Origin of the sequence: Streptococcus mitis, from assembly GCF_003942765.1 — a bacterium.
Lineage (GTDB): Bacteria > Bacillota > Bacilli > Lactobacillales > Streptococcaceae > Streptococcus > Streptococcus mitis_BE.
The window spans coordinates 460153-473978 of record NZ_RJNW01000001.1 but is presented as its reverse complement, the minus strand read 5'-3'; the positions used below and the strand labels follow the sequence as shown (position 1 = coordinate 473978).

The 13826-nt window shown below is 39.8% G+C and carries 13 protein-coding genes; all 13 read left to right on the top strand.

The window, feature by feature from the left end; all coding sequences use genetic code 11:
• Positions 1-77: 77 nt before the first annotated feature.
• Positions 78-353, top strand: a complete 276-nt coding sequence (locus tag D8849_RS02515; protein WP_004261600.1) for a YlbG family protein — start codon at positions 78-80, stop codon at positions 351-353.
• 78 nt (positions 354-431) lie between these two features.
• Positions 432-1592, top strand: coding sequence for an ABC transporter substrate-binding protein (locus D8849_RS02510; RefSeq protein WP_115904789.1), 1161 nt, complete (start codon positions 432-434; stop codon positions 1590-1592).
• A gap of 116 nt (positions 1593-1708) precedes the next feature.
• Positions 1709-2578, top strand: a complete 870-nt coding sequence (locus D8849_RS02505) for a branched-chain amino acid ABC transporter permease (protein ID WP_033679951.1) — start codon at positions 1709-1711, stop codon at positions 2576-2578.
• Positions 2579-2581: 3 nt separating this feature from the next.
• Positions 2582-3538 carry a branched-chain amino acid ABC transporter permease gene (locus D8849_RS02500; protein WP_125386089.1) on the top strand — a complete coding sequence of 319 codons (957 nt, stop codon included), beginning with the start codon at positions 2582-2584 and terminating at the stop codon, positions 3536-3538.
• On the top strand, positions 3538-4302 hold the full coding sequence (locus D8849_RS02495) for an ABC transporter ATP-binding protein (RefSeq protein ID WP_045611941.1): 765 nt from the start codon (positions 3538-3540) through the stop codon (positions 4300-4302). Before D8849_RS02500 ends, D8849_RS02495 begins: the two co-directional genes overlap by 1 nt.
• Positions 4302-5012 (top strand): ABC transporter ATP-binding protein, encoded by a 711-nt coding sequence (locus D8849_RS02490; protein WP_000062219.1) that lies wholly within the window; start codon positions 4302-4304, stop codon positions 5010-5012. The genes D8849_RS02495 and D8849_RS02490 overlap by 1 nt, the downstream gene beginning before the upstream one ends.
• A 358-nt stretch (positions 5013-5370) precedes the next feature.
• Entirely contained in the window at positions 5371-6027 is a 657-nt protein-coding gene (locus D8849_RS02485) for a CBS domain-containing protein (protein ID WP_004261575.1), read from the top strand.
• A gap of 108 nt (positions 6028-6135) precedes the next feature.
• Positions 6136-7231, top strand: a protein-coding gene (gene prfB, locus D8849_RS02475) for a peptide chain release factor 2 (protein WP_125386088.1) whose coding sequence is annotated in 2 segments (ribosomal slippage) — positions 6136-6207 and positions 6209-7231 — 1095 coding nt in all. Because the reading frame shifts where the segments join, the coding sequence is not laid out codon by codon here.
• A gap of 17 nt (positions 7232-7248) precedes the next feature.
• A complete protein-coding gene (gene ftsE, locus D8849_RS02470) occupies positions 7249-7941 on the top strand; it encodes a cell division ATP-binding protein FtsE (RefSeq protein WP_004263501.1) in 693 nt (230 codons plus the stop codon).
• A complete protein-coding gene (gene ftsX / locus D8849_RS02465) occupies positions 7934-8860 on the top strand; it encodes a permease-like cell division protein FtsX (protein ID WP_125386087.1) in 927 nt (308 codons plus the stop codon). The genes ftsE and ftsX overlap by 8 nt, the downstream gene beginning before the upstream one ends.
• Before the next feature lie 180 nt (positions 8861-9040).
• Positions 9041-11221, top strand: coding sequence for a PTS transporter subunit IIBC (locus D8849_RS02460; protein ID WP_125386086.1), 2181 nt, complete (start codon positions 9041-9043; stop codon positions 11219-11221).
• Positions 11222-11272: 51 nt separating this feature from the next.
• The gene (locus tag D8849_RS02455; protein ID WP_125386085.1) at positions 11273-12088 is read left to right on the top strand and encodes an endonuclease/exonuclease/phosphatase family protein; all 816 of its coding nucleotides are present in this window, start codon (positions 11273-11275) and stop codon (positions 12086-12088) included.
• 140 nt (positions 12089-12228) lie between these two features.
• Entirely contained in the window at positions 12229-13572 is a 1344-nt protein-coding gene (locus D8849_RS02450; protein WP_125386084.1) for a DEAD/DEAH box helicase, read from the top strand.
• The last annotated feature ends 254 nt before the right edge of the window (positions 13573-13826 follow it).

Below are 13826 nucleotides of genomic sequence, written 5' to 3'. Positions count from 1 at the left end.
GATTAAAGAAGGCAAACTCGACTGGGTTTGCTTTTTTTGGTATAATAGGGAGAGATTTCTTAGAAAGAGGATTTACCATGTTTGAAAAAGTCAATCGATCTGGCTTGATTATCTATCTTTACTATAATCGTGATGCAAAAAAACTGCAGGATTATGGAGATATTACCTATCATTCCAAGAAACATCGTTACTTACAACTCTATGTTCCAACTCAAGAAGTGGAGCAATTGATCGGGCGCTTGGGCAAGGAAAAGTTTATAAAAAAAGTCAGGGTTTGTCATATCCAAGAGCTGGAAACACCCTTTGTGGGCAATCTTCATCGAGAGGAAAACGTTATCATCGAAAAAGTTTAAAAAAAGTGTTGACAATTTTCTGATAATTCGGTATATTCTTAACATGCTATTTATTTAAGAAATAAGGAGACAAAAAAGATGAAGAAAAAATTTGCCCTATCGTTTGTGGCGCTTGCAAGTGTCGCACTTCTTGCAGCCTGTGGAGAAGTGAAGTCTGGAGCGTCAAACGCTGCTGGTAACTCAGTAGATGAAAAGACAATTAAAATCGGATTTAACTTTGAGGAAACTGGTGCCGTAGCAGCTTACGGAACATCTGAACAAAAAGGTGCCCAACTTGCTGTTGATGAAATCAATGCCGCAGGTGGTATCGATGGAAAACAAATCGAAGTAGTTGATAAAGATAACAAGTCTGAAACAGCTGAGGCGGCTTCAGTAACAACTAACCTTGTAACCCAATCTAAAGTATCAGCAATCGTAGGACCTGCGACATCAGGTGCAACTGCAGCTGCGGTAGCTAACGCTACAAAAGCAGGTGTTCCATTGATTTCGCCAAGTGCGACTCAAGATGGATTGACTAAAGGTCAAGATTACCTCTTTATCGGAACATTCCAAGATAGCTTCCAAGGAAAAATTATCTCAAACTATGTTACTGAAAAATTAAACGCTAAGAAAGTTGTTCTATACACTGACAACGCCAGCGACTATGCTAAAGGGATTGCCAAAGCCTTCCGTGAAGCATACAAAGGTGAAATCGTTGCAGATGAAACTTTCGTAGCAGGTGACACAGACTTCCAAGCAGCCCTTACAAAAATGAAAGGGAAAGACTTTGATGCTATCATTGTTCCTGGTTACTACACTGAAGCCGGTAAAATTGTAAACCAAGCGCGTGGTATGGGAATTGACAAGCCAATCGTTGGTGGTGATGGATTCAACGGTGAAGAGTTTGTACAACAAGCAACTCCTGAAAAAGCATCAAACATCTACTTTATCTCAGGCTTCTCAACTACTGTAGAAGTTTCAGCTAAAGCAAAAGCCTTCCTGGACGCTTACCGTGCTAAGTACAATGAAGAGCCTTCAACATTTGCAGCCTTGGCTTATGATTCAGTTCACCTTGTAGCAAACGCAGCAAAAGGTGCTAAAAACTCAGGTGAGATTAAGGACAACCTTGCTAAAACAAAAGACTTTGAAGGTGTAACTGGTCAAACAAGCTTCGATGCGGACCACAACACAGTCAAAACAGCTTACATGATGACCATGAATAATGGTAAGGTTGAAGCAGCAGAAGTTGTAAAACCATAATAGAAAAATGTTGAAATAGGGAATGAGCCTCTGACTCACTCCCTGTTTCGATGTTTAAGAACCTATCAAAAAGTGAGGGGAAACCCTCGAAATTATATATAGAAAGAGTGAATTTTATGCTCCAACAACTAGTAAATGGTTTGATTCTAGGTAGTGTTTATGCGCTGTTAGCCCTAGGATATACCATGGTTTACGGAATTATCAAGCTCATCAACTTCGCACACGGTGATATTTATATGATGGGAGCCTTTATCGGTTATTTCTTGATTAATTCTTTCCAAATGAATTTCTTTGTAGCGCTTATTGTAGCTATGATAGCGACAGCCATCCTTGGTGTCGTGATTGAGTTTCTTGCTTACCGACCTTTGCGCCACTCTACTCGTATTGCTGTTTTGATTACGGCTATTGGGGTGTCTTTCCTATTGGAGTATGGCATGGTCTATCTGGTTGGTGCCAATACCCGTGCCTTCCCTCAAGCGATTCAAACAGTTCGTTATGATTTGGGACCAGTTAGCCTAACAAACGTGCAGTTAATGATTTTGGCCATTTCCTTGATTTTGATGATTTTGTTACAGGTTATTGTACAAAAAACGAAGATGGGAAAAGCCATGCGTGCAGTATCCGTAGATAGCGATGCGGCGCAATTGATGGGGATCAATGTAAACCGTACTATCAGCTTTACCTTTGCTTTAGGTTCAGCTCTTGCGGGTGCGGCTGGTGTTCTGATTGCCCTCTATTATAACTCTCTTGAACCTTTGATGGGGGTTACTCCAGGTCTTAAGTCTTTCGTTGCCGCAGTACTTGGTGGTATCGGGATTATCCCTGGTGCAGCGCTTGGTGGTTTTGTGATTGGTCTATTAGAGACCTTTGCGACAGCCTTTGGAATGTCAGACTTCCGTGATGCCATTGTTTATGGAATCTTGTTGTTGATCTTGATTGTCCGCCCAGCTGGTATCCTTGGTAAAAATGTGAAAGAGAAGGTGTAAACGATGAAAGAAAATTTAAAAGTTAATATTCTATGGTTACTCCTTTTGTTAGCTGGCTATGGCTTGATTAGTGTACTGGTCTCAGTCGGTATACTCAATCTATTCTATGTACAGATTTTACAACAAATTGGAATTAATATTATTCTGGCAGTTGGTCTTAACTTAATCGTTGGTTTTTCAGGACAATTTTCACTTGGTCATGCTGGTTTCATGGCGATTGGTGCCTATGCCGCTGCTATTATTGGTTCTAAATCACCAACCTACGGTGCCTTCTTTGGAGCTATGATTGCAGGTGCTTTGCTTTCAGGAGCAGTTGCCTTACTTGTCGGAATTCCAACCTTGCGCTTGAAGGGGGACTATCTTGCAGTAGCGACTCTTGGTGTATCTGAAATTATCCGTATCTTTATCATCAATGGTGGAAGCATTACAAATGGTGCGGCAGGTATCTTGGGAATTCCTAACTTTACAACTTGGCAAATGGTTTACTTTTTTGTCGTGATTACAACCATTGCAACCTTGAACTTCTTACGTAGTCCAATTGGGCGTTCAACTCTCTCTGTTCGTGAGGATGAAATCGCTGCTGAGTCAGTTGGGGTTAATACGACTAAAATTAAAATCATCGCCTTTGTCTTTGGTGCTATTACTGCAAGTATTGCAGGGTCACTTCAGGCAGGATTTATCGGCTCTGTTGTACCGAAAGATTACACTTTCATCAACTCAATCAACGTATTGATCATTGTTGTATTTGGTGGACTTGGTTCAATTACAGGTGCCATTGTTTCAGCTATTGTTCTGGGAATTTTGAATATGCTTCTCCAAGATGTCGCTAGTGTGCGTATGATTATTTACGCTTTGGCTTTGGTATTGGTAATGATTTTCAGACCAGGTGGACTCCTTGGAACATGGGAATTGAGCCTATCACGTTTCTTTAAAAAATCTAAGAAGGAGGAACAAAACTAATGGCATTACTTGAAGTAAAACAGTTAACCAAACATTTTGGCGGTCTAACAGCTGTTGGAGATGTGACTCTTGAATTGAACGAAGGGGAATTGGTTGGATTAATCGGTCCAAACGGAGCTGGTAAAACAACCCTTTTCAACCTTTTGACCGGTGTTTATGAACCAAGTGAGGGAACAGTTACCTTAGATGGTCACCTTTTGAATGGAAAGTCACCATATAAGATTGCCTCTTTGGGACTTGGACGTACTTTCCAAAATATCCGTCTCTTTAAAGATTTAACAGTTTTGGACAATGTTTTGATTGCTTTTGGCAACCATCACAAACAACATGTTTTTGCTAGTTTCTTACGCTTACCAGCTTTTTACAAGAGTGAAAAAGAATTAAAGGCTAAAGCTTTGGAATTGTTGAAAATCTTCGATTTAGATGGTGATGCAGAGACTCTTGCTAAAAACCTCGCCTACGGACAACAACGTCGTTTGGAAATTGTTCGTGCCCTTGCTACGGAACCTAAAATTCTCTTTTTAGATGAACCAGCAGCAGGGATGAACCCACAGGAAACAGCAGAATTGACTGAGTTAATTCGTCGTATCAAAGATGAATTTAAAATTTCAATCATGTTGATTGAACACGATATGAATCTGGTCATGGAAGTAACAGAACGCATCTACGTACTTGAATATGGTCGTTTAATTGCTCAAGGAACTCCAGACGAAATTAAGACCAATAAACGCGTTATCGAAGCTTATCTAGGAGGTGAAGCCTAATGTCTATGTTAAAAGTTGAAAATCTTTCTGTACATTACGGTATGATCCAAGCAGTCCGTGATGTAAGTTTTGAAGTGAATGAAGGAGAGGTTGTTTCCCTTATCGGTGCCAATGGTGCTGGTAAAACAACCATTCTCCGTACCTTGTCTGGTTTGGTTAGACCGAGTTCAGGAAAAATTGAATTTTTAGGTCAAGAAATCCAAAAAATGCCGGCTCAGAAAATCGTAGCAGGTGGCCTTTCACAAGTTCCAGAAGGACGCCACGTCTTTCCTGGCTTGACTGTTATGGAAAATCTAGAAATGGGAGCTTTCTTGAAGAAAAATCGTGAAGAAAATCAAGCTAACTTGAAGAAGGTTTTCTCACGCTTTCCTCGTCTTGAAGAACGCAAGAACCAAGATGCAGCCACTCTTTCAGGGGGGGAACAACAAATGCTTGCCATGGGACGCGCTCTTATGTCAACGCCAAAGCTTCTTCTTTTAGATGAACCATCAATGGGACTTGCCCCAATCTTTATTCAAGAGATTTTTGATATCATTCAAGATATCCAGAAACAAGGAACGACCGTACTCTTGATTGAACAAAATGCCAATAAAGCACTCGCAATCTCTGATCGAGGTTATGTACTGGAAACAGGGAAAATCGTCCTATCAGGAACAGGAAAAGAACTTGCTTCATCAGAAGAAGTCAGAAAAGCATATCTAGGTGGCTAAACTAGTCTGGGAGACTAGTTTAGGTTGCAAATGAAGATTACGAAGTAATCATCATTATAGTCCGGGGGACCTTTTTAGTCAGCGGATGAAGATTGCGAAGCAATTATCTTATCCAGTGGATTATTTTAGTCGGCATATTTAGATTGCAAACAAATCTACACCTACACTGAAAGATGAATTTCTAATAATTGAAAAAATCGAATGAAAGGTATCTTACCTTTATTCATAGAGCTCGATTTCAGAGCTCTTTTTGCTAGCTTATTCATACTTTTCTGAATTTTGAAAAAGAAATGTAAGCGTTTGATAGATTTACAAAAAGATTGTATAATAGGGATAAGAATAGAAAAGGAGAAGTCTCATGGCAGTTAAAGATTTTATGACCCGAAAGGTAGTGTATATTAGTCCAGATACAACAGTATCTCATGCAGCAGATTTGATGAGAGAGCAAGGATTGCACCGCTTGCCTGTTATCGAAAATGATCAATTAGTTGGTTTGGTAACTGAGGGAACCATTGCCCAAGCAAGTCCATCAAAAGCAACCAGTCTTTCTATCTATGAGATGAACTATCTTCTGAATAAGACAAAAGTAAAAGATGTCATGATTCGCGATGTTGTCACCGTTTCAGGCTATGCGAGTCTTGAGGATGCAACTTATCTGATGTTAAAAAACAAGATTGGTATTCTTCCTGTAGTAGATAATCATCAAGTCTATGGGGTTATTACGGACCGTGACGTTTTCCAAGCCTTTCTTGAAATTGCTGGTTATGGAGAAGAAGGGATTCGTGTTCGCTTTGTAACAGAAAATGAAGTTGGTGTTCTTGGAAAAATTGTTTCTCTAATTGTAGAAGAAAATTTGAATATCTCCCATACAGTAAATATTCCGCGTAAAGATGGTAAGGTGATTATCGAAGTTCAAATCGATGGTTCAATTGATTTACCAGCCTTAAAAGAAAAATTTGAAGCAGAAAATATTCAAGTAGAAGAGATTACTCGAACTTCTGCTAAAATTTTGTAAGAATGGAAGCCGAAAGGCTTCTTTTTACGTGTAACAAGGGAGTAGAGCAAAAGATGGAAAGAAATGATAGATTATGGTATAATAAAACGATATAAAGAAGGAGTATTTATGGACATTTCAGAAATTCGTCAGAAAATTGACGCAAATCGTGAAAAATTAGCTTCTTTCAGGGGGTCTCTTTGACCTCGAAGGTTTAGAGGAAGAGATTGCCATCTTGGAAAACAAGATGACAGAACCTGATTTTTGGAACGATAATATCGCGGCCCAAAAAACGTCGCAAGAATTAAATGAATTAAAAAATACCTACAATACCTTCCATAAAATGGAAGAGTTGCAGGATGAAGTTGAAATTTTATTAGATTTTTTAGCTGAAGATGAGTCGGTGCATGAAGAATTGGTTGCACAGTTATCAGAACTCGATAAAATGATGACTAGTTATGAGATGACCTTGCTCTTGTCAGAACCTTATGACCATAATAATGCGATTTTGGAAATCCATCCAGGATCCGGTGGTACAGAGGCTCAGGACTGGGGGGATATGTTACTTCGTATGTACACTCGCTATGGAAATGCTAAAGGATTTAAAGTAGAAGTTTTGGATTACCAAGCAGGAGATGAAGCTGGTATTAAGTCAGTAACCCTATCATTTGAAGGGCCTAATGCCTATGGCCTTCTCAAGTCAGAAATGGGGGTACACCGTTTGGTGCGAATTTCACCATTTGACTCTGCTAAACGTCGCCATACCTCTTTCACATCTGTAGAAGTGATGCCAGAGTTGGATGATACCATTGAAGTGGAAATCCGTGAAGATGATATCAAGATGGATACTTTCCGTTCAGGTGGTGCTGGTGGACAGAACGTCAATAAAGTTTCAACAGGTGTGCGTTTGACACACATTCCTACTGGGACTGTTGTCCAGTCAACAGTCGATCGTACTCAGTATGGAAATAGAGATCGTGCCATGAAGATGTTGCAGGCTAAGCTCTATCAAATGGAGCAAGAAAAGAAAGCTGCGGAAGTTGATTCCCTCAAAGGTGAGAAAAAGGAAATCACATGGGGAAGTCAAATCCGTTCTTATGTTTTCACGCCTTATACTATGGTAAAAGATCATCGAACTAGCTTTGAAGTTGCGCAGGTAGATAAGGTTATGGATGGAGACCTAGATGGTTTTATCGATGCTTATCTCAAGTGGCGAATCAGCTAAGATAGAAAGGAACTCACATGTCAATCATTGAAATGAGAGATGTCGTCAAAAAATACGACAACGGAACGACTGCTTTGCGAGGTGTCTCAGTCACTGTTGAACCCGGGGAATTTGCCTATATCGTAGGTCCGTCAGGAGCTGGGAAATCAACATTTATTAGAGCTTTGTACCGCGAAGTAAAAATCGAAAAAGGAAGCTTAACTGTTGCTGGTTTTAATCTGGTTAAAATTAAAAAGAAAGATGTCCCTCTCCTACGTCGTAGTGTTGGGGTTGTCTTCCAAGATTATAAACTGTTACCAAAGAAAACCGTTTATGAAAATATTGCTTATGCAATGGAAGTTATTGGTGAGAGCCGCCGTAATATCAAAAAACGTGTTATGGAAGTTTTAGACTTGGTTGGATTGAAGCATAAGGTTCGTTCTTTCCCAAATGAACTTTCAGGGGGAGAACAGCAACGGATTGCAATTGCACGTGCCATTGTAAACAATCCAAAAGTATTGATTGCGGACGAACCAACAGGAAACTTGGACCCAGATAATTCATGGGAAATTATGAACTTGCTGGAACGCATCAATCTCCAAGGTACAACTGTCTTGATGGCTACCCACAACAGTCAGATTGTAAATACCTTGCGCCACCGTGTCATTGCCATTGAAAATGGCCGTGTCGTTCGTGACGAAGCTAAAGGAGAATATGGATACGATGATTAGTAGATTTTTTCGTCATTTATTTGAATCGTTAAAAAGTTTGAAACGAAATGGCTGGATGACAGTAGCTGCTGTCAGTTCAGTTATGATTACTTTGACCTTGGTTGCAATATTTGCATCTGTTATCTTTAATACGGCTAAACTAGCTACAGATATTGAAAATAATGTTCGAGTAATGGTATACATTCGTAAGGACGTAGCTGATAATAGTGAGACGATTGAAAAAGAAGGTCAAACTGTTACAAATAACGACTACCATAAGGTATATGATGCTTTGAAAGGTATGTCAACCGTTAAAAGTGTTACGTTTTCAAGTAAAGAAGAACAATATGAAAAGTTGACAGAAACAATGGGGGACAACTGGAAAATCTTTGAAGGCGATGCCAACCCTCTCTATGATGCATATATCGTTGATACCAATACACCAAGTGATGTAAAGACAGTAGCAGAAGAGGCTAAAAAAATCGAAGGTGTATCAGAAGTTCAAGATGGTGGTGCTAATACAGAACGCTTGTTTAAGTTAGCCTCATTTATTCGTGTCTGGGGACTAGTTATCGCGGGATTATTGATTTTCATTGCAGTGTTCTTGATTTCTAATACTATACGTATCACCATCATTTCACGAAGCCGTGAAATTCAAATCATGCGTTTAGTAGGTGCTAAGAATGGCTATATCCGCGGCCCTTTCTTGCTTGAAGGTGCCTTCATTGGTTTGCTTGGAGCAACACTTCCGTCAGTTTTGGTATTTATTGTCTATAAAATGGTTTACCAATCGGTTAATAAGTCATTGGTTGGTCAGAACCTTTCGATGATATCACCAGAAATATTCAGTCCACTGATGATTGCTCTATTATTTGTGATTGGAGTTTTTATCGGTTCAATCGGATCAGGAATTTCAATGCGCCGATTCCTGAAAATCTAAAATAGAAGTATATTTGAGGAGGTTTTAATATCTCCTTTTTTTCTACAAAAATTTTAGAAAAAAGTCTACTTTTTTTTATAAAAGCCTTTACAAAAAAAATTAAAGTGGTATAATTAATACATAGTTAAGTGCAAACGTTTTCGTAAAACGTTTGCCTAAATAAAAATAAAGGAGATTTGAATGATGAAAGATACATTCAAAAATGTCTTGTCTTTCGAGTTTTGGCAAAAATTCGGTAAGGCTTTGATGGTGGTTATCGCGGTTATGCCGGCTGCTGGTTTGATGATTTCAATCGGTAAGTCTATCGTAATGATTAACCCAACTTTTGCACCACTTGTAGTTACTGGTGGAATTCTTGAGCAAATTGGTTGGGGGGTTATCGGTAACCTTCACATTTTGTTTGCCCTAGCAATTGGAGGAAGCTGGGCTAAAGAACGTGCTGGTGGTGCTTTCGCCGCTGGTCTTGCCTTCATCTTGATTAACCGTATCACTGGTACAATCTTTGGTGTATCAGGAGATATGTTGAAAAATCCAGATGCTATGGTCACAACTCTCTTTGGTGGTTCAATCAAAGTTGCTGATTACTTCATCAGTGTTCTTGAAGCTCCAGCATTGAACATGGGTGTGTTTGTAGGGATTATCTCAGGTTTTGTAGGGGCAACTGCTTACAATAAATACTACAACTTCCGTAAACTTCCTGATGCACTTTCATTCTTCAACGGGAAACGTTTTGTACCATTTGTAGTTATTCTTCGTTCAGCAATCGCTGCAATTCTACTTGCTGCCTTCTGGCCAGTAGTTCAAACAGGTATCAATAGCTTTGGTATCTGGATTGCCAACTCACAAGAAACTGCTCCAATCCTTGCACCATTCTTGTATGGTACTTTGGAACGTTTGCTCTTGCCATTTGGTCTTCACCATATGTTGACTATCCCAATGAACTACACAGCTCTTGGTGGTACTTATGACATTTTAACTGGTGCAGCTAAAGGTACTCAAGTATTTGGTCAAGACCCACTATGGCTTGCATGGGTAACAGACCTTGTTAACCTCAAAGGTACTGATGCAAGTCACTACCAACAATTGTTAGATACTGTTCACCCAGCTCGTTTCAAAGTTGGACAAATGATCGGTTCATTCGGTATCTTGATGGGTGTGATCGTGGCTATCTACCGTAATGTTGATGCTGATAAGAAACATCAATATAAAGGTATGATGATTGCGACAGCTCTTGCAACATTCTTGACAGGGGTTACTGAACCAATCGAATACATGTTCATGTTTGTAGCAACACCTATGTATCTTGTTTACTCACTTGTTCAAGGTGCGGCCTTCGCTATGGCTGACGTCGTGAACCTACGTATGCACTCATTCGGTTCAATCGAGTTCTTGACTCGTACACCTATTGCGATTAGCGCTGGTATCGGTATGGATATTGTTAACTTTATCTGGGTAACTGTTCTCTTTGCCGTAATCATGTACTTTATCGCAAACTTCATGATTCAAAAATTCAACTACGCAACTCCAGGACGTAACGGAAATTACGAAACTGCTGAAGGTTCAGAAGAAGCTAGCAGCGAAGTGAAAGTTGCAGCAGGTTCTCAAGCTGTAAACATTATCAACCTTCTTGGTGGACGTGCAAACATCGTTGATGTTGATGCATGTATGACTCGTCTTCGTGTAACTGTAAAAGATGCTGACAAAGTCGGTGATGCAGAACAATGGAAAGCAGAAGGAGCTATGGGTCTTGTCATGAAAGGACAAGGAGTTCAAGCTATCTACGGTCCAAAAGCAGACGTATTGAAATCTGATATCCAAGATATCCTTGATTCAGGTGAAATCATTCCTGAAACTCTTCCAACTCAAATGACAGAAGCGCAACAAAACACTGTTCAATTCAAAGGTCTTACTGAGGAAGTTTACTCAGTAGCTGACGGACAAGTTGTTGCTTTGGAACAAGTAAAAGATCCAGTATTTGCTCAAAAAATGATGGGTGACGGATTTGCTGTAGAACCTGCAAATGGAAACATTGTATCTCCAGTTTCAGGTACTGTATCAAGTATCTTCCCTACAAAACATGCTCTTGGTCTTGTGACTGAAGCAGGACTTGAAGTATTGGTTCACATTGGTTTGGACACAGTAAGTCTCGAAGGAAAACCATTTACAGTTCATGTTGCTGAAGGACAAAAAGTTGCAGCGGGTGATCTTCTTGTCACAGCTGACTTGGATGCTATCCGTGCAGCAGGTCGTGAAACTTCTACAGTGGTTGTCTTCACAAATGCTGAAGCTATTAAATCAGTTAAATTAGAAAAAACAGGTTCTCTTGCAGCTAAAACAGCAGTTGCTAAAGTAGAATTGTAATATACTTGAGGTTGGAAGCTGTTTTCCAACCTCTTGTTTTGGGAGAAAAGCATGAAATTTTTAACACTCAATACTCATAGCTGGATGGAAAAAGAAGCTGAGGAAAAATTCCAGCTTTTGCTTGAAGATATTCTTGATAAAGACTATGATTTGATTTGTTTCCAAGAAATCAATCAGGAGATTACTTCGCCAGAGGTGGAGGTTAATGACCTTTATCAAGCTTTGCCAGCAGCTGAGTCTATTCACCAAGATCACTATGTTAGACTCTTGGTTGAAAAGTTGTCTGAGCAAGGGAAAAATTACTACTGGACTTGGGCCTATAACCATATCGGTTATGATCGCTACCACGAAGGTGTGGCTATCTTGTCTAAAACACCTATTGAAGCCAGAGAAATTTTAGTTTCAGATGTGGATGATCCAACAGACTATCATACTCGCCGTGTTGCCGTGGCTGAAACGGTAGTAGATGGTAAGGAACTTGCAGTTGCCAGTGTCCACCTTTCTTGGTGGGATAAAGGTTTCCAAGAAGAATGGGCGCGATTTGAGGCTGTCTTGAAAGAATTGAACAAGCCACTTTTGCTGGCTGGAGATTTCAACAACCCAGCTGGTCAGGAAGGCTACCAAGCTATTTTAGCTAGTCCATTAGGTTTACAAGACGCTTTTGAAGTTGCTCAAGAGAAAAGCGGTAGCTATACTGTTCCACCAGAAATTGATGGCTGGAAAGGGAACACTGAACCCCTTCGAATCGATTATGTCTTTACTACCAAAGAGTTAGCGGTGGAAAATTTACATGTCGTATTTGATGGTAATAAGAATCCACAAGTGAGTGATCACTATGGCTTGAATGCTATGTTAAACTGGAAATAATAACTGAAAAGAGGTTGGAACTATAACATTCCAGCCTTTTTCTGATTAGAAAAGCTACTGGAAATAGCCTAAATAAGTGAGACTACTGAAATGGAATAAAATGTGGTATAATTGATAGGATAGATAGAATCGAGGGTATTATGTCATTTACGAAATTTCAATTTAAAAACTATATTAGAGAAGCCTTGGAGGAGTTGAAATTTACAACTCCAACAGAGGTACAAGATAAGTTGATTCCCATTGTCCTGGCAGGCCGAGATTTGGTTGGAGAATCAAAAACAGGTTCAGGTAAGACTCACACTTTCCTATTGCCGATTTTCCAGCAATTAGATGAAGCCAGCGATAGTGTTCAAGCAGTCATTACTGCACCGAGCCGTGAGTTGGCTACTCAGATTTACCAAGCAGCTCGTCAGATTGCAGCCCACTCAGAAGTGGAAGTTCGTGTGGTTAATTACGTGGGTGGTACAGATAAGGCTCGCCAGATTGACAAATTGGCAAGTAACCAGCCTCATATTGTTATCGGAACACCTGGCCGTATTTATGACTTAGTTAAATCTGGTGACCTAGCTATTCACAAGGCTAAGACCTTTGTGGTCGATGAGGCAGATATGACCTTGGATATGGGATTCTTAGAAACTGTTGATAGGATTGCTGGCAGCCTTCCAAAAGACCTGCAATTCATGGTCTTCTCAGCGACTATCCCACAAAAACTGCAACCATTCTTGAAAAAATACTTATCAAATCCTGTTATGGAGAAAATCAAGACCAAAACGGTTATTTCTGATACTATTGATAATTGGTTGATTTCTACTAAGGGACGTGATAAGAATGCTCAAATTTACCAGTTGACTCAGTTGATGCAACCGTATTTGGCAATGATTTTTGTTAACACTAAAACGCGTGCTGATGAATTACATTCATATCTGACTGCTCAAGGCTTGAAGGTGGCAAAAATCCATGGAGATATTGCCCCTCGTGAGCGCAAACGTATCATGAACCAGGTGAAAAATTTGGATTTTGAGTATATTGTCGCAACGGATTTGGCCGCGCGTGGAATTGATATTGAAGGTGTCAGCCATGTTATCAATGATGCCATTCCGCAAGATTTATCTTTCTTTGTGCACCGAGTTGGTCGTACTGGACGAAATGGCCTACCAGGTACTGCTATTACCCTTTATCAGCCAAGTGATGACTCAGATATCCGTGAGTTGGAGAAATTGGGAATCAAGTTTACTCCTAAGATGGTCAAAGACGGGGAATTTCAAGATACTTATGACCGTGATCGTCGTGCCAACCGTGAGAAAAAACAAGATAAACTTGATATCGAAATGATTGGTTTGGTTAAAAAGAAAAAGAAAAAAGTCAAACCAGGTTATAAGAAAAAAATTAAATGGGCGGTTGATGAAAAACGTCGTAAGACCAAGCGCGCTGAAAATCGTGCTCGCGGTCGTGCAGAGCGTAAAGCAAAACGCCAAACATTTTAATTAAAAAGGTTGGAGTACTGAGCTCCAATTTTTTTTTATTTATGAGAACGAACTATCTAAACAGAAACACTACATTAAAGACTGCAAATTGCGCTAAAAAATGGTATAATGATAGAGTTATATAGTCCCGATAAGATGGTAGGCATTTATCGCGAAGAGTTTTCCTATCAGTACTTTGTAATTTGCAAAGACTGACGGCTCCATACGGTTGCCGCTATAATGCGGTCACCCTATGCGCCTTACTAGCTTCAGAA

Bases quoted from the DNA above. Each gene is read 5' to 3' on its own strand.
- D8849_RS02450 (WP_125386084.1), top strand. From the start codon at position 12,229: ATGTCATTTACGAAATTTCAATTTAAAAACTATATTAGAGAAGCCTTG.
- D8849_RS02500 (WP_125386089.1), top strand. From the start codon at position 2,582: ATGAAAGAAAATTTAAAAGTTAATATTCTATGGTTACTCCTTTTGTTA.
- D8849_RS02510 (WP_115904789.1), top strand. From the start codon at position 432: ATGAAGAAAAAATTTGCCCTATCGTTTGTGGCGCTTGCAAGTGTCGCA.
- D8849_RS02515 (WP_004261600.1), top strand. From the start codon at position 78: ATGTTTGAAAAAGTCAATCGATCTGGCTTGATTATCTATCTTTACTAT.
- ftsE (WP_004263501.1), top strand. From the start codon at position 7,249: ATGTCAATCATTGAAATGAGAGATGTCGTCAAAAAATACGACAACGGA.
- D8849_RS02490 (WP_000062219.1), top strand. From the start codon at position 4,302: ATGTCTATGTTAAAAGTTGAAAATCTTTCTGTACATTACGGTATGATC.
- ftsX (WP_125386087.1), top strand. From the start codon at position 7,934: ATGATTAGTAGATTTTTTCGTCATTTATTTGAATCGTTAAAAAGTTTG.
- D8849_RS02460 (WP_125386086.1), top strand. From the start codon at position 9,041: ATGATGAAAGATACATTCAAAAATGTCTTGTCTTTCGAGTTTTGGCAA.
- D8849_RS02455 (WP_125386085.1), top strand. From the start codon at position 11,273: ATGAAATTTTTAACACTCAATACTCATAGCTGGATGGAAAAAGAAGCT.
- D8849_RS02505 (WP_033679951.1), top strand. From the start codon at position 1,709: ATGCTCCAACAACTAGTAAATGGTTTGATTCTAGGTAGTGTTTATGCG.
- D8849_RS02485 (WP_004261575.1), top strand. From the start codon at position 5,371: ATGGCAGTTAAAGATTTTATGACCCGAAAGGTAGTGTATATTAGTCCA.
- D8849_RS02495 (WP_045611941.1), top strand. From the start codon at position 3,538: ATGGCATTACTTGAAGTAAAACAGTTAACCAAACATTTTGGCGGTCTA.